Source organism: Methylobacterium sp. PvR107, from assembly GCF_017833295.1.
In the GTDB taxonomy this organism is placed as follows: domain Bacteria; phylum Pseudomonadota; class Alphaproteobacteria; order Rhizobiales; family Beijerinckiaceae; genus Methylobacterium.
Map to the genome: position 1 here is coordinate 5,977,676 of NZ_JAFIBW010000001.1, position 22,139 is coordinate 5,999,814.

Sequence of the window (22,139 nt, forward strand, 5' to 3'; positions counted from 1 at the left end):
AATAATAACTAATTTAATTCTATAATATATATCATAGACCATATATTCAACATCGAATAACCTGCGTTAATACGAATTATATACTCATCTTTCGCCAGCGAATGTTTCCGACACAGAACGGCTGGGCTCGGCGTGCGCGACCGAGCCCGATCAGGCCACGCATGTCTGGCGCGCGATTGACAGGCCGGGCCGCAGGGTGCGGAAAGCGTCGGCCTGTCGGGAGGAACCGGATGAAGGTTGCCTGCATCGGAGAATGCATGGTCGAGCTGTCGGAGCGTCCGGACGGGAGCCTCGTCCGCGGCTTCGGCGGCGACACCCTGAACACCGCCCTCTACCTCGCGCGCCTGGGCGTCGCGGTCGACTACGTGACGGCTTTGGGTGACGATATCTGGAGCGACGAGATGGCGGCGGCCTGGGGCCGCGAGGGGATCGGCCTCGATCAGGTCCGACGGATGCCGGGCCGGATGCCGGGCCTCTACATCATCCGCACGGATGCCGACGGTGAGCGCAGCTTCCACTACTGGCGCGAGCGCGCGGCGGCCCGGGACCTGTTCACCGGGCCGGGCGCCGCCGAGACACGGGCCGTCCTCGAGACCTACGATCTCGTCCATCTCTCCGGGATCAGCCTGTCGCTCTACGGCGAGACAGGGCGCGCGGCCCTGTTCGAGACCCTGGCGGACCTGCGGGCCCGGGGTGGGCAGGTTGCCTTCGATACCAATTACCGTCCCCGCGGCTGGCCCGACCGGGACGAAGCCTGGGCGGCCTTCCGCGCGGCCCTGGCGCTGGCCGACCTGATCTTCGCCTCGGCGGAGGATCTGGACTGGCTGTTCGGCGAGACGGGCGAGGACGAGGTGCTGCGCCACCGCGGACACGCCGAGATCGTGCTCAAGGCGTCGAGCGGATCCGCACCGATCGCCCGGGTACTGCACGAGGCAGGCGATGTCTCCGTGCTGGCCGGGCCGGCGGCCCACGTCGTCGACACGACGGCCGCGGGGGACAGCTTCGCGGCGGGCTACCTCGCCGCGCGCATCGCCGGGCTGATCCCGGAAGCCGCCGCCGCGGAGGCCCATCGCCTCGCCGGGGCGGTGATCGGACATCGCGGCGCCGTGATTCCCCGGGACGCGATGCCGGCCCTCGCCCTGCCTCGCCCGCCCCGGCGGCCCGCTCCGGAGACCTGAGGGCCGACGGGTCCGGAGCGGCGCCGACACCCTTGAGGCGGGCCAGCGCAACCGCTACCTCTGCCGTCCGGGGGGATGGCCCTCCGCAGCAGGATCGCCGCACATGGCGCGGCCGAGAGGGCACCCGTGGCGCCGAGTCCCCCGCCGATCCAGGTTCCCGAGCCCGACGCCTCAGCGCCCGGCACCACCCCGAAGACGCGGGTCAGCGCGCGGGGGAGGCTGCGGACCTACTTCCTCACCGGCATCATCGTGGCCGGCCCGCTGGCCATCACCGCCTACATCACGTGGTGGTTCATCGCGCTGATCGATTCGTTCGTGAAGCCGCTGGTGCCGGCGAGCTACTTGCCGGACCATTACCTGCCGTTCTCGATTCCCGGCCTCGGCCTCGTCATCGCGTTCCTGGCGGTGACGCTGCTGGGCTTTCTCACGGCGAACCTCGTCGGTCGGTCGGTGATCGAGTTCGGCGAGGTGCTGCTGGCCCGGACCCCGGTGATCTCCGGCCTCTACAAGGGCCTGCGCCAGATCTTCGAGACGCTGTTCTCGGCCAACGGCACGTCCTTCCGCACGGTGGGCCTGGTGGAGTTCCCCGTGAAGGGCACGTGGTCGGTGGTGTTTTTGTCGGCCCCGGCGGCGCCCGAGGTCGAGGGCGCGCTGCGGGAGCGGGGCGCTGCGGCGGACGAGCTCGTGGGGGTGTTCCTGCCCTGCGCGCCCAATCCCACGACGGGCTTCTTCTTCTACCTGCCGCGCGCCGAGGTGGTGGAACTCCACATCAGCGTCGACGACGCGGCCAAGCTGGTGATGTCGGCGGGGGTGATCCAGCCGGAGGATCCGCAAGGGCGCCTCAACGCCATGGCGGCCTCCCTGCGGGCGACCCATCAGGCCGGCGGCCCGGCGCCGCAGCGGGAGCCCCAGGACGCGTGACGACCCGAGCCTGAAGCGCACCGTGTGTGATCGAAACGCCGCGCCCGTGATCGCGAGCGCAACGTAGCGTAGCGTAACGACCCGGCCCAACGGAACATCCCCGGACGTGGCGCCACTCGGTGCTTTGCGCCGCTCGCAAGGACGGCGCGTCCATTTCGGCATCGGCTACGAAAAAGGCCGCCCCACACGGGACGGCCCTGAACTCATGAACGTCAGAAGGGCTCAGCGCTGCAGCGAAGCCGTCTGCGGCGCGAGGGTCGGCGGAGTCGCCTGCGCCACCGTCACGGCGCTCCGGGGTGCGGCCGGCGTCCAGCCGGTGGCGCATTGCACGGCAAGGGCGAGGCCCAATGCGACGCAGAGCCCATTGGCGAATAGCCAGAAGGGGCGGGCGGCCTGCCGGACGGCAGCCTGCAACTCGTCCGCAGATTTGCCCACCGCCGCGGCGGCTCGATCCGAGATCGGCAATAGCCAGGGCTCGTTCGGCAGAGCTTGAACACCGGCCATCTCGTGGGAGCCCGGCAGGTTTTGGAACAGTCCGTTCGACATGTCCGTCCTCCAGATTCGTCCGTGATGTCCCGGCTTACCGGGCCATTCGTTCATCTGCAGTTAAGGGAAGATTGTGGCTGATGCAAGGTCACGAGGCTCGTCCCCGATCCGCCGCGCCGTCGTCCCGCCGCCGCCAAGCTTCCGATTCGTCCAACCAAGTCTCTGAAATCATTGCCCTTTTCAGAGAACCTGTGACATTGCCGCATCGGATTACCGATCCGGCCGATCGGCGGCGAGGCCGAGGCTCAACCGTTCATGAACGGCGGACTTTCCTGAACGGCACCGTTCATCCGGCGCCGATCAGCCGGATCGCGGCCTCGCGCTCGAACAGGTAGAGGAGCACCCGCAGCGCCTGCCCCCGGGGGCTCCCGAGGCCGGGATCACGCTCGACGATCATGCGCGCATCGTCCCGGGCCGCCTCCAGCAGGGCACCGTCGCTCTCCAGCCGCGCCAGCCGGAAGGCCGCGAGGCCCGATTGGCGGGTGCCGAGCACCTCGCCCTCGCCGCGCAGCTTCAGGTCGGCCTCGGCGATGCGGAAGCCGTCCTCGCTCTCGCGCATCATCTCGAGCCGCGCCCGCGAGACCTGCCCGAGGGGGCCCCGGTAGAGCAGCAGGCAGGACGAGGCCTTGGAGCCGCGTCCGACCCGGCCGCGGAGCTGGTGCAGCTGCGCCAGCCCGAAGCGCTCGGCATGCTCGATCACCATGATGGTCGCCTCGGGCACGTCGACCCCGACCTCGACCACCGTGGTCGAGACCAGAAGCTTGGTCTCGCCGGCGGCGAACCGGGCCATGGCGGCATCCTTCTCGGGGCCCGGCATCTTGCCGTGGATCAGCCCGACGGCGTCGCCGAAATGCTGTTTCAGGTCGTCGAAGCGCTCCGCGGCGGCGGCGAGGTCGATGAACTCGGATTCCTCCACCAGCGGGCAGATCCAGTAGACCCGCTCGCCCCCGGCGATCGCCCGGGCGAGGCCGGCCACGACCTCGTCGATCCGCTCGGTCGGCAGCGTGATCGTGCGGATCGGCTGCCGGCCGGCGGGCTTCTCGTCGAGGATCGAGACGTCCATGTCGCCGAAGAAGGTCAGCGCCAGGGTGCGGGGGATCGGCGTCGCGGTCATGACCAGGAAGTCCACCGCCTCGCCCTTGGCGCCGAGCGCCAGGCGCTGGTGCACGCCGAACCGGTGCTGCTCGTCGACGACCGCGAGGCCGAGATCGCGAAACGTCACCGCCTCCTGGAACAGCGCATGGGTGCCGACCAGGATGTCGATCTCGCCGGCGGCGAGGGCGGCGAGCGTCGCCTTGCGCTCCGCGGCCCGGTCGCGTCCGGTCATCAGGCGCAGCCGCAAGCCGCCGGCCAGCGGCTGGAGCCGCTCGAAATGCTGCCGGGCCAGGATCTCGGTGGGCGCCATCAGCGCCGCCTGACGCCCGGCCTCCACGGCCGAGGCCATGGCGAGCAAGGCCACCGCGGTCTTGCCCGAACCGACATCGCCCTGGAGCAGGCGCAGCATCCGGCGCGGGGCGGCGAGGTCGGCGCGGATCTCCGCCACCGCCCGGGCCTGGGCGCCGGTCAGCCCGAAGGGGAGGGCGGCCTCGATGCGGGCGCTCAAGGTGCCGTCGCCGGCATTGACCCGGCCGGCCTTGCGCCGCTGGCGAGCGCGCAGGAGCGCCAGGGCCAGCTGCGAGGCGAGCAGCTCGTCATAGGCCAGCCGCTTGCGGGACGGCGTCGCGGGCGGCGGCTGGAGCGGGTCCTCGGCCTTCGGCGGCGCCTCCTCGGGGCGGTGCTCGAGGCGGAGCGCGTCCGCGAAGGCCGGCAGGCGGTTCCGCTCCAGCCAGGCCGGGTCCTGCCATTCCGGCAGGACCGGCAGGCGGTCGAGGGCCGCGACCGCGAGCTTGTTGATCGCCCGGGAGGTCAGGCCCTCGGTCGCCCCGTAGACCGGCTCGACGGCGGGCAGCTCGGCCAATCCCGCCTTGTCGACGATCCGGGACGGGTGGACCATCTGGCGGGTGCCGTCCCAGAGGTCGATCCGGCCGGTGATGTAGCGGTGCGACCCGAGCGGCAGCATCTTCTCCACGCGGGCGCGGGGCATGCCGAAGAACACCAGGGCGATGTCGCCGGAGGTATCCTCCACCAGCACCCGGTGCGGGCGCTTTCCCGATCCGATCTGGGCCGGGCGATGCGCCACCACGGTGACGCCGATCGTCACCGGCTCGCCGGTCGGCGCCTCGCTGATCGAGCCCATGAGCTTGCGCGCCACGCCGCCCTGGGGGAGGTGGAACAGCAGGTCCACCACCCGGGCCTCGCGTTCGGGGGTGCCGAGTAGCTTCTCGATGAGCGGCGCCATCTTCGGGCCGATCCCCGGCAGGGCGCGGGCCGGCGCGAAGAGCGGATCGAGGATGCTTGGGCGCAGGGCAGGGGTGGCCACGGGGGCGCCCTCGGGCGCCTCGGCCGCTTCGGGGTCGTTCAAGACCGGGTCCTGGGTCGCGCGTGCATCTGTCATGGTGGTTCGGCGGACATGGTGCCGGAGGCGCCTTATCATCCGGTGCATCCCGCCGCGCCAGTGCGGCGCGAGGGAGACCGACCCCATGGCCAGCGACTTCCTGCCGGGCTTCGAGCGGCACCGGATCGAGACCGAACCGGGCGTGACGATCAACGCCCGCTCGGCCGGCTCCGGCCCCCCGGTCCTCATGCTGCACGGCCATCCGCAGACCCTGTCAACGTGGCTCCACGTGGCGCCACGCCTCGCGGAGCACCGCAGCGTCGTGGCCATGGACCTGCGCGGCTACGGTGATTCGTCGAAACCGCCGGGCGGCGAGCGGCACGCCCATTACGCCAAGCGCGCCATGGCGGCCGACGCGGTCGCGGTGATGCGGACGCTCGGCCACGACCGATTCGCCGTGGTCGGCCACGACCGGGGCGGGCGCGTCGCCCACCGCCTCGCCTTGGACCACCCCGCGGCGGTCGAGAAAATCGCCCTGTTCGACATCGCGCCGACCGCGACCATGTACGCGCGCACCGACAAGGCCTTCGCCACCCGCTATTTCTGGTGGTTCTTCTTCATCCAGCCCGATCCCCTGCCGGAGACGCTGATCGGCGCCGATCCGGAATACTTCCTGCGCCACCACATCGAGGGCCAGTCGAAGACCCCGGGCTCGACCCCGCCGGAGCTCTTCGCCGAGTACCTGCGCTGCTATGCCGACCCCGCCTGCCGCCACGCGATCTGCGAGGATTACCGGGCGGCGGCCGGGATCGACCTGGAGCACGACGCGGCCGATTCGGAGGCGCGCGTCACGGCGCCGTTGCTGGCGCTCTGGGGGGCGCAGGGCACGGTGGGCCAGACCTACGACGTGCTGGAGACCTGGCGCGAGAAGGCCACCGACGTTTCGGGCCGGGCGCTGAATTGCGGCCACACCCTCCAGGAGGAGCGCCCGGACGAGGTCTTTTCGGAGTTGGCGGCGTTTCTGGGCTGACCAGCTGCGGCGCCGTGGCGCCCGGCCGCCGGACTTGGCAGATCCACCGAAAAGCGCAGATACGAGGCGCGCCGGGCTCGCAAACAGCGTCCCCGGTTGATGGCTTCGACACCGCCGTCCTTGCGAGTGGAGCGAAGCGATCCAGGGCGGCACCACGCTTCCTGACGTCCCGCTGCCCTGGGTCGCTTCGCTGCGCTCGCGATGACGGGGACGGGCATCAACCGGGACCTCGAGAAGCCCGGCGCCAGACTTTTCCGGGCGGGACGCCTCAATCGTGCGGGAGATCATGTCCGAGGACACCAACACGATCTTCGACGTCGCCGTCATCGGCGCCGGGGCCGCGGGCCTCACCGCCGCGCTGGCGATCGCCCGGGAGGGCATTCCGACAGCTCTGGTCGGCCGCCACGCCCCCGTGGCGGACGGGCGCACCGTGGCGCTGCTCGACGGGTCGGTGCGGTTCCTGGAGGCCCTCGGCGCCTGGGGGGCGGTGGCGCCGCACGCGAGCCCGCTCTGCACCCTGCAGATCGTCGACGATACCGGCAGCCTGTTCCGTCCGCCGCCGGTGCGGTTCCAGGCCGCCGAGATCGGCCTCGACGCCTTCGGCTGGAACGTCGAGAGCGCGCGCCTGGTCGAGAGCCTGCGCGCCCGCGCCCGGGCCCAGGACAATCTTACCCTGATCGAGGCGGATGCCGCCGGCTCCACGGCCGGAGAGGCGGCCGCGCGGATCGCCCTGGCGGGGGGCAGCGCGGTCGAGGCCCGGCTGGTGGTGGGCGCGGACGGCGCGCGCTCGCCGCTCCGGGCGGCCAGCGGCTTGCCCGTGCGCGACTGGACCTATCCGCAGAGCGCCATCACGACGATCCTGGCACATGATCGCCCGCACCGGGACGTCTCCACCGAATTCCACACGCGCTCCGGCCCCTTCACCCTGGTGCCGCTGCCGGGCGGCCACCGCTCCAGCCTGGTCTGGGTGACCGGGGAGGGCGCGGCCCGCCGGCTGGCCGCCCTCGACGACGCGGCCTTGGGCCAAGCGGTGGAGCGGCAGGCCCGGGCGATGCTCGGCGCCATGCGGGTCGACGGCCCCCGCGGCCTCGTGCCGATGCGCGGCCTGGCGGTGGCGCGCCCGGTGGCGCAGCGGCTGGCGCTGATCGGCGAGGCTGCTCACGTCTTCCCGCCGATCGGCGCGCAGGGTCTGAATCTCGGCCTGCGCGATGCCGCCACCCTGCGGGACGTGGTGCTCGGCACCGCCCGGGACGGGCGCGACCCGGGGAGCCGTCCGGCGCTCGACGCCTATGCGCGGGCCCGCCGGGTCGACACAGCCGCGCGCACCACGGCGGTGGATCTGCTCAACCGGAGCCTGCTCACCGACCTGATGCCGGTGGACGCGCTCCGCGGCGTCGGCTTGCTGGCGATGGCGCAGCTCGGCCCACTGCGTCGGCTGGTGATGCGGGAGGGCGTCCTGCCGCGGCTCGGGGCGCCGGAACTGATGCGCCCGGCGCGCTAGCGGGCTGAAGCGCGCAGCGGGGCTTCAAAGGTTATGGTGCAGCTTCGCACCGAGCCCGGCGGCTCGCGTGATGCCGCACCGGCCCGGAAGGGCCACAGGTGGCGACGGGCTTTTCAGAGATCCGGCTGCGCGGCCACGTAGGCGCCGAGGCGGGTCGCCAGATCGACAGGACCGCCGGCGCGGGCCTCGCCCGAATCGCCGATGAGGATGACCGGAATGCCGCGGTCGCGCAGATGGCCACGCAGGCGGGCGGCACGCCGGGCATAGCCGGGATCACGGCGGGTAGGGGCCTGGAGCAGGACGGCGGCCGGCCGCGCGATCACGGCGAGAACATCGTCCGCCGCCTCCATGGAGGCGGTGACGCTCGCATAGCCGAGGCTGGCCAGCTCGCCCGAGAGGGACCGGTCCACAGCGCGAACGCCGTCGTCGACCACGAGCACTTGTTGCAGCGCACCCATAAGCTTGAGCGGTACTCCATCCCGGCCGGCTTGGAAAGATAGCCGTCACGACAATCCGACTGAGAACCCGCGAACAGGCGGATCGGATCCGTCTTCCGTGTGCAGATGCGAGATTATCTGCGGCGCCTGAGCGCTGGATGAACCGCCGATCGTCCGCCGTTCAGGCGCGCTCGACGCCGAGCGCTGTCCCGCCGGACAGGACGGGGCGATAGCCCGTAGCCCGCCACGCCTGTGCGTCGGTGTCGGGGATCTCGCCGTGGGGCAGGGGCGCCGCCGCGCAGGCCGGCCCGCGACAGGACAGGCTGCCATCGGCCCCACGGGCAATGGCCAGCAGGGTGCGGGGCAGGGGCGCCCGCTCCGGATAGGCCAGGGTCGCGGCCAAGTCGCGCAGGCCCGGGCGCGTCAGCACCGCGTCCTCGCTGAAGACCAGGGAATCCAGCCTCTGCGGGCCCGTGGCTCCGGACGTGGACCCCGGGGTCAGCGGCGTCGGCGCCCGGTGCACCACGTGGAGGGTGCGCATCGTCCAGGGCAGGGACAGAGCCGCGAGCGCCGGCTCGATCAGGGCCGGGACGACGAGCCGGGTTGGCACCGGCCGCAGCAGAGCACTGCGGAATCCCGTCTCGTCGAAGGGCAGCACGGTTTCCAGTCCGGCCCCGACCGCCAGGGCTGCGCCGAGGCCGGTCACGAGGCCGCGCAGGTCGTGGGCCGGCAGGAGCGTCAGGATCCGCTCGTCCGCGCCAGGGGGGAGCGCGTCGAGATGCGCCTCGACCGCCGCGGCGAGTGCGCCGGCCGTGCGGTAAACGGGTCGGGTCGGGTCGCTGTCCGCGAAGGTCACGAGACCCAGGCTCGCGGCCGGTTCGACGATGCCGCGCTCCAGCGCCAGCGCGTCGAGGCTGATCACGCCGTCCGGCACCCCCGGCCCGAACGCCGCGAGATAGCGCAGGCCGAAATGGCGCATGGCCGCGTTGGCGAGCTCTTCGGCCGGCCGCCGCTCCCCGCGCCGGCCCTCCGTCAGCACCGCGACGAGGCCGGCCGCCTCGATCCCGGCGGAGAGCTGCTCGGAATCCCAGATGGCGGGCATCGCGCAGGGCAGGTGTCCGGACGCCTCGACGGCAAGGTGGGCCAGCGCCGCTTCGGCCCCCCCGGAAAACCACAATCCGATTCGGCTGCCGGCCGGGAGCCGCCACGCACCGATCCCGCGGGCGAGCCTGCCGACGATCTCGGCGGCGGCCGCGTAGGTCCAGGTGATCGCCGGGCGCCCGCACCAGGCGACGCGGTCGCCCGAATCACGCAGGACCGTGCGCTGCGGGCCAGCGCGTGCCGCCGCGAACAGGCAGGCGGACAGGCCACCGGACCGCGCGGACGCGTCCGGTGCGGCGTCGACCGCCCTCTCCGCCACCGCGAACGCGCTCAACCCGCCGCTCCCACCGCTTCTGTAGACCCGACGTCATGGTCGGCCGATTATAGTTAACCGACCGCTAAGATGGCCGGAAGCCGGCGCTGCGCCCGGCCTGCCGCCGGGGGGACCTCGCCGCCGGGCCGGGCCGATCACGCGCTCGTGCAACGTCGCGCTTGCGGCCGGGAGGGCGCGGGCCTATCGGGGGCCGGCCGCGGCCCGATGGGCTATGACGCGCCCGCCAGGCCGCGGTGTCATGCCTTCGCCTTATTCAAGGGGAAAGGCAGGCCGCCCGGTCGCCGGGGTTGGAGATGCGCGCATCCGTGCGCCCGTCCCGCCCGATGGCCGGACCGATTCATCCGGAGCTCCGGGAGGCACGCCACGCCGGCGCGCAACCGGGCGGTCCGGCCGCCAGGCCGGCTTCGCATCCAGCAAGCCACACCACGTCTCTTCCAAGGGGTCAGAGCCGATGTCCTTCACCCGCACCGCGACGCTCGCGCGCGCCGCCCTCCTCGGCCTCGCGGGCCTCGGCCTCGCGGCCGCTCCGGCGCTGGCGCAGCCGAAGAAGCCCGCGGCAACGGCCCCCGCGCCGACCGCGCCCGCACCGGCCGCCCCGGGCACCCCGGCGGCCAACACCCCGGCCGCCCAGACCGGCCCGCAGATCGTGACCGTGAAGTCCGAGCCGAGCCAGGCCGATTGGACGAAGGTCTGTGGCAAGGACCAGGGCTCGGGCACCGACATCTGCTACACAACCCGCGACTTCGTGTCCGACCAGGGCCAGCCCGTCCTGGCGGTGGCCGTCTACGAGATGAAGAACGCTTCCCAGAAGCAGGAGGTGCGCGTGGTGCGCTACCTGCTGCCGCTCGGCTTGCTGCTGCAGCCGGGTATCCGGTTCAACGTCGACAGCCAGAGCCCGACGGCCGGCCGCTTCGCGGTCTGCTTCCCGAACGGCTGCTTCGCCGAGGCCGGCGGCGTCGATGCCGGCGTGATCGCCGCGATGAAGAAGGGCACGACCCTCAACGTCTCGGTCCAGAACCAGACCCAGCGCGAGGTCACCTTCGCGGTGCCGCTGGCCGGCTTCGGCAAGGCCTTCGACGGCCCGGCCATCGATCCGAAGGTCCTCGAGGACCAGCAGAAGAAGCTCCAGGCCGAGCTGGAGAAGCGCTCCGAGGACATGCGCAAGAAGCTCGAGCAGCAGGGTGGCGCCGCCGGCGCGGCTCCGGCCGCCGGCGCTGCGGCCCCGGCCGCCAAGTAACCGGATCACACGATCGCCCGCCGCCAACGCGGCGGGCTCCTCAAGGGCCGGGCCGCAAGACCTGGCCCTTCGCGTGTCTGCGATACGGCTTCGGCGCCGCGCCCGATCGCGCGCCGCCGCTGTTCTCGATTCGGATCGAGCGAGGGCAATCCCCCGCCACCCCATGCCGAGGTGCGGCGCAGCCGCTTCGCAGGAGCCCTTCGGCCGCCCACGCGTGAGCGGACTCCTCGAGGCCGCGGAGCTCGAAGCCGTTCACCGGCGCCGCGCTGTGCGCGATCCGGGCCTCCTGGCCGGCCGGAACCGTCTGCAGCCAGTGGACCTTCGCGCCGGCGGCCAGCGGCGCCGCGTCGGATCGTGCCGGCGGGCTCGTGCGATGGCAGCGCCGTCACGGAGGCTGTCGCGGCGGCCTTGCCGCGATCTTGACGACCCGGTCCCGCTCAGTTCGTGGCGCGGTCGCGCATCCGGTAGGCGCCGGCGGCGTCGCGCTCGAACATCTCGGCGATGCCGGCATGGCGCAGGGCCTCGCCCGACGTGTCGGGCAGGAGGTTCTGCTCCGACACGTAGGCCACGTACTCGGTCTCGGCGTTCTCGGCGAGGAGATGGTAGAACGGCTGGTCCTTGCGCGGCCGGACCTCCTCGGGAATCGACAGCCACCATTCCTCGGTGTTGTCGAAGACCGGATCGACGTCGAACACGACGCCACGAAACGGGTAGATCCGGTGGCGCACCACGGCGCCGATCGCGAACTTCGCGGTTCTCAGTGTTACGTCCGACATGGTTCAACCCGTCCAGATCGGACAGATAGGTCCGAAGACGGATTGTGTCACCCGGCAGCCGCGGATCCCTGCGTTTCCGCAATGCGGACCAGACGATCGCGGACGGCGATCGCCTCCGGCAGCGGCCGCCACAGGACGGTGATCTCGGCGATGCGGCCGGCCGCGTCGAGGCGCCAGTAATCCATGCCGTCGAGCCGATGCGGGCCGGCCGTCGCGCCGAAGAACGCAGCGGCATGCGCGGGGCCTTCCAGGATCTCGCGGATCTCGAAAGCGTCGACCGCCGCCATCAGCGCATCGATCACCGGCCGGATCGCCGCCTTCCCGCACACGGGCTCGGCGGCAAGCGGCGTGTTGAGCACCACCCCCTCGGCCATCTGCGCCAGCATGGCGTCCCGGTCCTTGGCCTGCAGGGCGGCCGCGAAGGCGTGAACGTAGGTGAGGTTCATCGGAGATCTCCTAGGGAGCGTGGATTCCGAGTTCGGCGGCGATCGCCCGGGCGGTGGCTTCGCGCCGGGCTGTGATGTCGGCGGCGGCCGAGCGCGCCCGCGCCACGATGGCCGGCGGAGCCGTGCGGGGTGTGCCGCTGTCGAACGGCGGCTCGGGGGCGTACTGCATGCCGAGCTGGATGGCCTGGGCGGCTTCGTCGCCGCGCAGTTCGGCGGCGAGCCGCAGCGCCCCGTCGATCCCGGCCGTGACGCCGGCCGCGAACACCCAGGTGCGCCCGTCCGCGTCGCGGTCGATCACCACCCGTTCGTCCACCGGCTCGGCCCCGAACAGGGGCAGCAGGTGCACGGCGTTCCAGTAGGTCGTGGCCCGCCGCCCGACCAGCAGGCCGGCCGCGCCGAGGATCAGGGCGCCGGTGCAGACCGAGAGGACGTGGCCGGCCCCGGCCGCCTGGTCGCGGATCCAGCCGAGCACGGCCGCGTCGCGCATCAGGGCCTCCTGGCCCTGGCCGCCCGGGACGTGCAGCACGTCGAGCTGCGGGGCCTCCGCGAGCGTGGCGTCCGGCAGGATCCGGAGACCGCGGACGTCGCGGACGGGCTCCGGGCCCGGCGCGTAGACCCGGTAGGTGCTGTTGGGCACCCGGGACAGGACCTCGAACGGGCCGGTGAGGTCGATCTGGTCCAGCCCCTCGAACAGGAGCGAGCCGATCTGCAGATGGGTGTCGGGCGGGATCATGCCGGGCCTCCGTGGTGGACAGGACGATCCTAGCGCGTCAGGATCTGGCTGAAATGCCAAAGAGCCCTCGTTTCTCGCCAAATCCCCCGCGCCCGGTCGAGGTGCTGGCCTTCCCGTCGGTGCAGCTCCTCGACGTGGCCGGGCCGCTCCAGGTCTTCGCCACCGCCAACGAGCACGGTGGCGCCGGGATGCCGTACGCGCCGCGGGTGATCGCGGCCGGAGACCCGGGGCTCACCGCCTCGGCGGGCCTGCGGCTGGTGGCCGACCCGCTGCCAGATCCCGACGCGCCGGTGGACACGCTGGTGATCGCGGGCGGCCCCGGCGTCGTCGCGGCCTGCGACGATGCCGCCCTGGTCGCCTGGGTGCGGGCCCGGGCGGGCCGGGCCCGCCGGGTCGCTTCGGTCTGCACCGGCGCGTTCCTGCTCGGGGCGGCGGGGCTCCTCGACGGGCGGCGGGCCGTGACTCACTGGAAGCATTGCGGGGCGCTCGCCGCGCGCTACCGGCGGGCCCGGATCGAGCCCGACCCGATCTTCGTGCGCGACGGTCCGGTCTGGTCCTCGGCGGGGGTCACGGCGGGCATCGATCTCACCCTCGCGCTGGTCGAGGAGGATCTCGGCCGCGCGACCGCCCTGACGGTGGCGCGCCACCTCGTGATGTTCCTCAAGCGTCCCGGCGGGCAGGCGCAGTTCAGCGCGGCGCTGGCGCTGCAGGCGGGCGAGGAGCGATTCGGGCGGCTCCACGCCTACATCGCCGACAACCTGTCCGGCGACCTGTCGCTGCCGGCGCTCGCCGCGGCGGCCGGGATGAGCGCGCGCAGCCTGAGCCGGCACTATCTGGAGGCGACCGGCCTGACCCCCGCCAAGGCCGTGGAGCGCCTGCGGGTGGAGGCGGCCCGGCGGGCGCTCGCCGAGACGGCGCAGCCGGTGAAGCGCGTCGCCCGGACCTGCGGCTTCGGCTCCGAGGAGACGATGCGGCGCAGCTTCCTGCGGCACGTCGCGGCGACGCCGCAGGAGTACCGGGCGCGGTTCGGCGGGTGAGGGGGGACGAGACCGTGTCGCGGCGTTCGAGGGCCGCCAGGATCGTCTCGCGCAGGCCGTCGCGATGGTCGTGGATGTCGGCGTTCGGGATGCGGAGCAGGGCGAAGCCGAGCGATTCGAGGATCCCCGTTCGCATGGCGTCTCGGACGCGCGCGGCATCCGTGGATTGCCTTGCCCCGTCCACCTCGACGATGCGTTTGGCCTCCACGCAGGCAAAGTCGACGACGAACCGGTCGGTCGGGTGCTGGCGGCGGAACGTCCAGCCGTTCAGGGCGCGGTTTCGCAGATCGCGCCAGAGCTTGGCCTCGGCGCTGGTTTGCGCGCGCCGTAGGCTGCGGGCGCGCGGGATCGATCTGCTCACCGTTCGGTTCCGGCGACGCAGTTGCGGATACGGGGATGATACGATGCTGCGGCTTGCGCGAGCCTAGCCCCGGCGAATTGTCCGGCTCCGCGGCGTCATCGCTTCAGAACGGCACGCGGGCCCCCTCTCCCGTGCGGGAGGGGGGGCAGGTCGCGACGCGCGGACGCCGAATCGGAGACCGCCAACGCGGCCCCGGCAGCCGCTCACCCCAGCTTGTAGACCGCCGCCAGCTCCGGGTCCTTCGCGGCGACCAGCCTGGCGAGGTCCACGATGACCTTGGCCTGCTTCCAGGTGGCGTCGTCCTGCATCTTGCCGTCGAGCATCACGGCGCCGGTGCCGTCCGGCATGGCCTCGACGATCCGGGCCGCGAAGGCCACCTCGGCCGGGTCGGGCGCGAAGACCCGCTTGGCGATCGCCACCTGGCTCGGATGCAGCGTCCAGGCGCCGGCGCAGCCCATCAGGAAGGCGTTGCGGAACTGCGCCTCGCAGGCGGCGCCGTCGGAGAAGTCGCCGAACGGGCCGTAGAAGGCCTTGATGCCGTTGGCCATGCAGGCATCGACCATTTTTCCGATCGTGTAGTGCCAGAGATCCTGCTGCGCCGAGGCGCGGGGGGCTTCGCCGGCCGGGTCAGCGATCACCCGGTAATCCGGGTGGCCGCCGCCGACCCGGGTGGTCTTCATGCCGCGCGACGCCGCGAGATCCGCCGGGCCCAGGCTCATCCCGTGCATCCGCGGCGAGGCCGACGCGATGGCGTCGACATTGGCGACGCCCTCGGCAGTCTCCAGGATCGCGTGGACCAAGATCGGCTTCGTCACGCCGTGGCGCGCCTCGAGCTGGGCGAGGAGCTGGTCGATGTAGTGGATGTCCCACGGCCCCTCGACCTTGGGCACCATCACGACGTCGAGCTTGTCGCCGACCTCGGCAACGATCGTGAACAGGTCGTCCAAGATCCAGGGCGAGTTGAGGGCGTTGATCCGGGTCCAGAGGCCGGTGCTGGTGGCGGCGAAATCGGTGGCCTGGGCCATGGCCACGAACCCCTTGCGCGCCGCCTCCTTCTGATCGGCCGGGACCGCGTCCTCCAGGTTGCCCAGCACCACGTCGACCGTGCCGGCGAGCTCCGGCACCCGGGCGCGGACCTTGTCGTTGTGCGGCGGCACGAAGTGGATCATCCGCTCCAGCCGCACCGGCAGCTCGCGGAACGGGGCCGGCGCGCCGGTGGCGAGGGGCTGGAAGAAGCGGCGGGGCAGTTTCATCGGGTGCCTCTTGTCAGGGCTGGCGTCTGGCCCCGTTAAGGCAGGCTTGGGCGGGCGCGTAAAGCCGCGCCGCGCAGACGTGATCTCGGACTTTCGGCGAAGCGCGCGCTCAGCCCCGCCGGCCGCCGCGCTCGCTCATTCCGAACCGGCCGAAGACGTCGCCGGTGGTGCTGCCGGCCACGACCACGAGGCGCCGGACCTCGCCCCGCAGGAAGGCCTGCAGGAAGCGGTTGTAGTCGCGGAACGAGACGCAGCCGTTCGAGGCCCCCGGCTGGCGCAGCATGTAGGTGTGGGCGAGCAGGCCGTCGCGGCCGTGGATCGCGGCGCTGCCGCCCACCGGGTTGAGGCGGATCGCCCGGACCCCGTGGAACAGGCGCTCGCGCTCGGTCAGGTCGTAGGTGCCGGGCGGCGTCGAGCCGCGCATGCGCAGGTGGACGAAGCGCGGGCTGTCCATGGCCTCCCCCAGGCCGGAATGCGCCTCCAGAACCTCGCCGGAGGGCAGCGTCACCGTGCGGGCGCTGATGTCGTAGACGGCCGTGCCGGTGACGGAGTCCGGGGCGGGGCTGACCCGGGTGCGCGGCGCTTCCCGCGGCAGGGTGTCCGGGCTGGCATAGGCCAGCGCCTGGCGCGGCTCCTGACGGTTGTCCTGAGACGGCGCGGCGCCGCCGGCCCCGAACAGCTTCTCGAAGAAGGACGGCTCCTCGGCCATCGCGGCGCGGAACACGTCGCGGGTGCGGGGCAGGGCACGAGCGGCGACGCGGGTGGGCGGAACGGCGGGCTGGCGCCGCAGCTCGGCCGGACGCGCCACCGGCAGCGGGACGAGGACGGAGGCGGGCGCCAGGGCGGCGGGCGTGGTCTCGGCGGCGGCGATTCGCACCGGCGCCTCAGCGGTCTTCTCGGCCGCCCGGGCCTGCGCCACCTTGACCTGCTCGACCTTGATCTGCTCGGCCCTGGCGACCTGCCGGGCAATCTCCCGGACCGCCGGGGAGGGCTCGGCGACGGCGACCTGGAAGGCGGGGTTGGGCGGAGCCTCGCTACCGAAGGCGGTCGCGGTGCCGGAGCCCAGGGCCGGGCTCGGATCGAGCATCCAGGCGATGCTCGGCTCTGACGCGGCGTTGCGGGCAACCGGCCGGACCGGTGCGGCCGGCGAGAGCGCGGGCGCCGCCTCGGGGGCGGCGACGGTCTGCTCGTCGGGCCGGGCCGGCCCTTGCGGGTGGCTGAGCACGGCCCAGCCGGCCAGGGTCATGGCGGTCAGGGAGATGAGCGCGGTCAGCCGGGCGCGGCGGCGGGCACGCCGCATGGCGCTCGGATAGGGCGCCCGGGTGCGGACAACCGGATCGTAGACGGTCTCGACGTAGCTGATGCGGGGCGGCGCCTTGCGCAGGCGCTCCGGGCTCGGATACGCGGCTCGGAACGCGGCTTGGGACAACGCAGCCTGGGCCATTCGGGGAACTCGCGTACGCGCTTCCCCGTGGGCAGCCGCCACCGCTCGCCCGCGAGAGCCTGTCTCGCGCACGTGGCTTGGGTCGCCCTTCCGGGGAGGACATCAACCGTCCACCCCATTAAGCCGCAGCGTGGTTAATCCCCGCTAAAGAGACAGTTTCCGCGCGCGTTCCCGTGTTGGGACACAGCTTCAGGTCGCCGATCCGGGTGCGTCCTCAGGCGCTTCCATCGGCCCGTGCCGGCGCGCGACCAGCAGGCAGAGCAGGGCCACCGGCACGCCGATCAGGGAGGTTCCGACGAAGAACCACGCGAACCCGGTCCACTCGATCACGAAGCCCGAGAAGCCGGCGAGCAGGCTGCCGGGCAGGGCGCAGAGCGAGGTCAGCAGGGCGTACTGGCTGGCCGCGTGGGCGGTGGCCGAGAGCCGGGACATGTAGGTGATCAGCACGATCGACGCGAAGGCGTAGGCGAAGCCGTCGATGCCAACGGTGAACGCGAAGGTCCAGAACGCCGCCCCGCCATGGCCGCCGTGCCACGCGAGATAGGCGAGCGCGAGGTGCGAGGCCGAGGCCGTCACGGTGCCGATCAGCAGGCTCGCCATCATGCCGATCCGCGGGATGATGGCACTCGCCAGGAAGGTGCCGCCGAGCGCGATCCAGAAGCCGAACAGTTTCGTCACCGTGGCGATGTCGGTGTTGGAATAGCCCAGCGTCTTGAACAGCGGGATCGCCATGGCGTTCGAGACGTAGCCGGGCATCCGGAAGCCCGCGACCAGCGCCAGCACCGGCACGGCCAGCGGACCGAGCCGGGCGAGGAGGTCGCGGATCGGCGCCCAGACGGTCTCGACGAAGCCGCCGGTGGCGGGCGTCTCGGGGGCGGGGGGCTCGGGCGCCAGCAGCGCCGCGACCGTCCCGGGGGCCATCAGCGCGGCCATGCACAGGTAGGCGGCGCGCCAACCGTACGCGTCGGACAGGTAGAGGGCGCCGGCGCCCGCCGCGAGATTGCCGACCCGGTAGCCGATCTCCGACCACGACGACATCAGCGCCTGCTGCTCAGGGGGCGCGGCGGTGATGCGCCAGCCGTCGATCACCACGTCCTGGGTGGCCCCCGCGACGCCGAGCGCCAGGGAGAACGCCACCGTCCAGGCGAGCCAGTGCGCCGGGTCGCCGAAGGCGACGCCCGCGAGCGCCAGGGCGACGAGGATCTGCGTGGCGACGATCCAGCCCCGGCGGCGCCCGAGCCAGCGGCCGATGACCGGCGCGTCGTGGCGGTCGAGGAAGGGGGCCCAGAGGAACTTGAGCTTGTAGGCGATGGTGAGCTCGCTCATCAGCCCGATCGTGGCGAGCGGCACCTTCGCCTGGACGAGCCACGCCGACTGCGTCGCGTAGACGAGCAGGAACGGGATGCCCTGCGCGAAGCCGAGCCCGAGCACCGCGGCGACGCGCCGGTCGGTGAACAGGGGTCTGAGGAAGGCGCCCGTGGCGGCCTTCACCGGCTCGGGCGCGCCGGTGACCTGCGCCGGGTTTGCCATCCACGCACCTCCTGACCGTCGTCACGAGAGAGCAGAGATGGGCCGGACGCGCAACGATCGCGCGACCGTCCCCACCGTCACGCCGCCTTCTTCCCCCGCTCGGCGATCTTCACGAGGCTGCGCAGCACCTCGGTGGCGGTCTTGAGCCGGGCCGGGACCGTGGTCAGCTCGCGCACGAACACCACGCTCATGTCGGGCCGCACCTTCGCGAACGAGGCCTGCTCGGCGACAAAGGCCACCAGCCCCTGCGGGTTGGCGTAGGACTTGTCGCGGAAATGGACCACCACGCCCTTCGGCCCGGCCTCGACCTTCTCGACGTTCGCCTTGAGGCAGAGGATCTTGATCGTGCCGATCTTGAGGAGCTGCTCCACCTCTGGCGGCAGCGGCCCGAACCGGTCGATCATCTCGGCCCCGAAGCTCTCCATCTCGGCATCGTCGTGGATCGTGGCGAGCCGCCGGTAGAGCGCCAGCCGCACCCCCAGATCCTCGACGTAATCCTCCGGGATCGTGACCGGCGCGCCCAGCGCGATGGTCGGCGACCACGCCTCCTCGGGCAGGTCCTCGATGCCGGCCTTGAGCGCGGTGACCGCATCCTCCAGCATCTGCTGGTAGAGCTCGTAGCCGACCTCCTTGATGTGGCCCGACTGCGCGTCGCCCAGCAGGTTGCCGGCGCCGCGGATGTCGAGGTCGTGGGAGGCGAGCTGGAAGCCCGCGCCCAGGGTGTCGAGGGTCTGGAGCACCTTGAGGCGCTGCTCGGCCTGGGCGGTGAGCTGGCGGTTCGCCGGGGTCGTGAACAGCGCGTAGGCCCGGGCCTTGGAGCGCCCGACCCGGCCGCGCAGCTGGTAGAGCTGGGCCAGCCCGAACATGTCGGCCCGGTGCACGATCAGCGTGTTGGCGGTGGGGATGTCGAGGCCCGATTCCACGATCGTGGTCGAGAGCAGCACGTCGAACTTGCCCTCGTAGAAGGCCGTCATCACGTCCTCGAGCTGGCCAGCCGCCATCTGGCCGTGGGCCACCGCGACCTTGATCTCGGGCATCTCGGCGTCGAGGAATTTCTTGACTTCGGCCAGATCCTCGATCCTGGGCACCACGTAGAAGGCCTGTCCGCCGCGGTAGCGCTCGCGCAGCAGGGCCTCCCGGATGGTCAGGGGATCGAAGGGCGTCACGAAGGTGCGCACCACCAGCCGGTCGACCGGCGGCGTCGCGATGATCGACAGTTCGCGCACCCCCGTCATGGCGAGCTGGAGCGTGCGCGGGATCGGCGTCGCCGAGAGCGTCAGCACGTGGACGTCGGCCTGGAGCGCCTTCAGCCGCTCCTTGTGGGCCACGCCGAAATGCTGCTCCTCGTCCACGATGATCAGGCCGAGATCCTTGAAGGCGATGTTCTTCGCCAAGAGGGCGTGGGTGCCGACCACGATGTCGACCGTGCCGGCGATGAGCCCCGCCCGGGTCTGCTTCATCTCCCCCGCGGAGGCGAAGCGGGAGAGCTGCGCGATCTGGATCGGCAGTCCCTTGAAGCGCTCGGCGAAGGTCCGGAAGTGCTGCCGGGCGAGCAGCGTGGTCGGCACGATTACCGCCACCTGCTTGCCCGAGATCGCCGCCGCGAAGGCGGCGCGGAGCGCCACCTCGGTCTTGCCGAAGCCGACATCGCCGCAGACCAGCCGGTCCATAGGCCGGCCGGCATTGAGGTCGTCCAGCACCGCGTCGATGGCGTTGGCCTGATCCTCGGTCTCCTCGAACGGGAAGCGGGCGGCGAACTCGCCGTAGAGCCCCTCCGGCGCCTTGAGGGCGGGGGCCTTCCGGACGAAACGCTGGGCCGCGACCTTGATCAGCTCGCCCGCCATCTCGAGGATGCGGCGCTTCATCTTGGCCTTGCGGGCCTGCCACGCGCCGCCGCCGAGCCGGTCGAGGGCGACTTCGGCATCCTCCGAGCCGTAGCGGGTCAGGAGCTCGATATTCTCCACCGGCAGCAGCAGCAGGCCGCCGGTATATTGCAGCTCCAGGCAATCGTGCGGGGCGCCCGCGGCGTGGATCGTCTTGAGCCCGACGAAACGGCCGATGCCGTGGTCGGCATGGACCACGATGTCGCCGGGCTGGAGCGCCTGCACCTCCAGGATCACGTCCTGCGGCCGCTTGGCCTTGCGCTTCTGGCGGACCAGCCGGTCGCCCAGGATGTCGCCCTCGGACACCACCGCGAGTTCGCCCGCGACGAAGCCCGATTCCAGACCCCAGACCGCCACCGCCGCATCGGTGCCGCGCTTCAGTGCGTAGACGTCGGTGAGCCGGGTGATCGCCACGGGCTTCTTCAGGCCGTGATCGGTGAGCACGCCGCAGAGCCGGTCGCGGGAGCCGTCGGACCACGCGCCTAGGATCACGTGATGACCGGATCCCTGGAGGTCGCGGATATGCGCCACCGCGGCGTCGAACACGCTGGTGTTCTCCTCGGCCCGCTCCGGCGCGAAGCTCCGACCGGCCTTGGCGCCGCAATCGATCACGGCGCGCTCGGGCGAGTCCGGCTGCGCGAAGGGCGTCAGCCGCGCCACCGTGGCGGCGGCGATCCGCTCCTTCAGCTCGTTCGGCATCAGGTAGAGGGCGCGCGGCGGCAGCGGCTTATAGGGGGCGACGCCCGCCTGCGGCGTCTTCATCGCGCCCTCGCGGGCCTGATAGTAATCCTGGACGAGGGCGATCCGCTCGGCGGCGGCGTCCTCGACCTGCGGGTCGAACACCAGCGGCACCCCGCCGAGATAGTCGAACAGGGTGTCGAGGCCGCCGTAAAAGAGCGGCATCCAGTGCTCGAGGCCGGCATAGCGCCGCCCCTCGCTCACGGTCTCGTAGAGCCGGTCGTCGCGGGTCGCCGCGCCGAAGCTCTGGATGTAGCCCTGGCGGAAGCGCCGGATCGTCTCGGTGGTGAGCTGCACCTCGCTCATCGGCATCAGGTCCAGCGAGCGGAGCTGCCCGGTGGTGCGCTGGGTCTCCGGGTCGAAGGCGCGGATCGATTCCAGCGTGTCGCCGAAGAAGTCGAGGCGGATCGGCGCGGCTAAGCCCGGCGGCGACAGGTCGAGGATGCCGCCGCGGACCGCGTATTCGCCCGTGTCGCGCACCGTCCCGGTGCGGAGGAAGCCGTTGGCCTCGACCCAGGCCACCACGTCGTCCATCGCCACGACGTTGCCGATCGCCGCCGAGAACGCCTCCCGGGTGATGTGGGCGCGGGGCGGCACCCGCTGCACCAGGGCGTTGACCGTGGTGCAGAGGATGCGCGGGCGATCCTCGGCCGAGCGGGTCCGAGCGAGGCGAGCGAGCGCGGTCATCCGGGCGGCCGCCGTGGCCGTGGTCGGCGAGACCCGGTCGTAGGGCTGGCAGTCCCAGGCCGGCAGGCTCATCACGTCCATCTCGGGCGCGACGAAGCCCAGAGCCGCCTGGAACGAGGCCGAGCGCCCGGAATCCCGCGCCACGTGGACCAGCACGGCCGGCGCGTCGACGGTCGGCGCCAGGGCGCGGGCGAGGTCGGCGAGTGCCAGCGCGTCGAACCCCTCCGGGGCGTTCGCCAGGACCGGGCTGTCGCCGCGCTTCAGGGCGTCGATCGCCCGGGCGAGCGCGGAGGATTTCGGCAGCGCGAAGCGCGCGACCTGAGGCTTGGCGGCGGGGGCGGGGGGCTTCGGCTGAGGCTTGGCCATCGGGTCTTTCGCGGGAAATTCCGCCGGGCGCGTCAGGGGTAGAGGTCGGGTGGCGTTAGCCGATCGGGCCGCCGCGATAAAGCGGTCCCGCGGTCACGGCGGAACGCACCCGATCTGGCGGTCCTGCTGCGGCAGGGGACGGTGGTCGTCTTTGCGAGCGCAGCGA

General features: G+C 72.1%; 17 protein-coding genes and 1 pseudogene. 6 read left to right on the forward strand and 12 right to left on the reverse strand.

The features are described 5' to 3' along the window. Positions 1-230 precede the first annotated feature (230 nt). Entirely contained in the window at positions 231-1,178 is a 948-nt protein-coding gene (locus tag JOE48_RS28310) for a sugar kinase (protein ID WP_210034912.1), read from the forward strand. A gap of 126 nt (positions 1,179-1,304) precedes the next feature. Then, on the forward strand, positions 1,305-2,099 hold the full coding sequence (locus JOE48_RS28315; RefSeq protein ID WP_210034914.1) for a DUF502 domain-containing protein: 795 nt from the start codon (positions 1,305-1,307) through the stop codon (positions 2,097-2,099). Positions 2,100-2,321: 222 nt separating this feature from the next. Here the strand turns inward: JOE48_RS28315 and JOE48_RS28320 are convergent, their stop codons facing one another. Together JOE48_RS28320 and recG are read right to left on the reverse strand one after the other, a co-directional pair. Continuing rightward, positions 2,322-2,645, reverse strand: a complete 324-nt coding sequence (locus JOE48_RS28320; protein ID WP_210034916.1) for a hypothetical protein — start codon at positions 2,643-2,645, stop codon at positions 2,322-2,324. Positions 2,646-2,931: 286 nt separating this feature from the next. After that, positions 2,932-5,139: an ATP-dependent DNA helicase RecG gene (recG, locus tag JOE48_RS28325; RefSeq protein WP_245252993.1), complete on the reverse strand. Its 2,208-nt coding sequence runs from the start codon at positions 5,137-5,139 to the stop codon at positions 2,932-2,934. Between the two features lie 85 nt (positions 5,140-5,224). Here recG and JOE48_RS28330 point away from each other — a divergent pair, with 85 nt between their 5' ends. Together JOE48_RS28330 and JOE48_RS28335 are read left to right on the forward strand one after the other, a co-directional pair. Next, positions 5,225-6,109, forward strand: coding sequence for an alpha/beta fold hydrolase (locus JOE48_RS28330; RefSeq protein ID WP_210034918.1), 885 nt, complete (start codon positions 5,225-5,227; stop codon positions 6,107-6,109). Positions 6,110-6,395: 286 nt separating this feature from the next. Next, positions 6,396-7,610, forward strand: coding sequence for a UbiH/UbiF family hydroxylase (locus JOE48_RS28335; protein WP_210034921.1), 1,215 nt, complete (start codon positions 6,396-6,398; stop codon positions 7,608-7,610). A gap of 113 nt (positions 7,611-7,723) precedes the next feature. Here JOE48_RS28335 and JOE48_RS28340 read toward each other — a convergent pair whose 3' ends face one another. Both JOE48_RS28340 and JOE48_RS28345 read right to left on the reverse strand, forming a co-directional pair. Next, on the reverse strand, positions 7,724-8,068 hold the full coding sequence (locus tag JOE48_RS28340) for a hypothetical protein (RefSeq protein ID WP_192709121.1): 345 nt from the start codon (positions 8,066-8,068) through the stop codon (positions 7,724-7,726). A gap of 160 nt (positions 8,069-8,228) precedes the next feature. Continuing rightward, positions 8,229-9,482, reverse strand: a complete 1,254-nt coding sequence (locus JOE48_RS28345) for an acyl-CoA synthetase (protein WP_245252994.1) — start codon at positions 9,480-9,482, stop codon at positions 8,229-8,231. A gap of 451 nt (positions 9,483-9,933) precedes the next feature. Between JOE48_RS28345 and JOE48_RS28350 the strand changes: the two genes are divergently transcribed. Further along, positions 9,934-10,719, forward strand: a complete 786-nt coding sequence (locus JOE48_RS28350; protein WP_210034922.1) for an invasion associated locus B family protein — start codon at positions 9,934-9,936, stop codon at positions 10,717-10,719. A 437-nt stretch (positions 10,720-11,156) separates the two neighbouring features. Here JOE48_RS28350 and hspQ read toward each other — a convergent pair whose 3' ends face one another. The 3 genes from hspQ to JOE48_RS28365 are packed head-to-tail and all read right to left on the reverse strand — an operon-like array spanning position 11,157 to position 12,674. Beyond that, entirely contained in the window at positions 11,157-11,495 is a 339-nt protein-coding gene (hspQ, locus tag JOE48_RS28355; protein ID WP_012318638.1) for a heat shock protein HspQ, read from the reverse strand. A gap of 47 nt (positions 11,496-11,542) precedes the next feature. Continuing rightward, complete coding sequence (locus JOE48_RS28360; RefSeq protein ID WP_210034924.1) at positions 11,543-11,941, reverse strand: nuclear transport factor 2 family protein; 399 nt, start codon at positions 11,939-11,941, stop codon at positions 11,543-11,545. 10 nt (positions 11,942-11,951) lie between these two features. After that, positions 11,952-12,674: a DJ-1/PfpI family protein gene (locus JOE48_RS28365; protein WP_210034926.1), complete on the reverse strand. Its 723-nt coding sequence runs from the start codon at positions 12,672-12,674 to the stop codon at positions 11,952-11,954. Positions 12,675-12,727: 53 nt separating this feature from the next. Here JOE48_RS28365 and JOE48_RS28370 point away from each other — a divergent pair, with 53 nt between their 5' ends. Continuing rightward, on the forward strand, positions 12,728-13,711 hold the full coding sequence (locus JOE48_RS28370; RefSeq protein ID WP_210034928.1) for a GlxA family transcriptional regulator: 984 nt from the start codon (positions 12,728-12,730) through the stop codon (positions 13,709-13,711). An 88-nt stretch (positions 13,712-13,799) separates the two neighbouring features. Here the strand turns inward: JOE48_RS28370 and JOE48_RS30630 are convergent. The 5 genes and pseudogenes from JOE48_RS30630 to mfd all read right to left on the reverse strand — a co-directional run. Continuing rightward, positions 13,800-14,072, reverse strand: a pseudogene (locus JOE48_RS30630) (endonuclease domain-containing protein); the annotation flags it as partial. Between the two features lie 203 nt (positions 14,073-14,275). Beyond that, on the reverse strand, positions 14,276-15,325 hold the full coding sequence (locus tag JOE48_RS28380; RefSeq protein ID WP_210034930.1) for a CoA ester lyase: 1,050 nt from the start codon (positions 15,323-15,325) through the stop codon (positions 14,276-14,278). Positions 15,326-15,434: 109 nt separating this feature from the next. Continuing rightward, the gene (locus tag JOE48_RS28385) at positions 15,435-16,769 is read right to left on the reverse strand and encodes a tlde1 domain-containing protein (RefSeq protein ID WP_210034931.1); all 1,335 of its coding nucleotides are present in this window, start codon (positions 16,767-16,769) and stop codon (positions 15,435-15,437) included. 189 nt (positions 16,770-16,958) lie between these two features. Continuing rightward, on the reverse strand, positions 16,959-18,299 hold the full coding sequence (locus tag JOE48_RS28390) for an AmpG family muropeptide MFS transporter (protein WP_210034932.1): 1,341 nt from the start codon (positions 18,297-18,299) through the stop codon (positions 16,959-16,961). Between the two features lie 77 nt (positions 18,300-18,376). Then, positions 18,377-21,973: a transcription-repair coupling factor gene (gene mfd / locus JOE48_RS28395; protein ID WP_210034933.1), complete on the reverse strand. Its 3,597-nt coding sequence runs from the start codon at positions 21,971-21,973 to the stop codon at positions 18,377-18,379. Positions 21,974-22,139 lie beyond the last annotated feature (166 nt).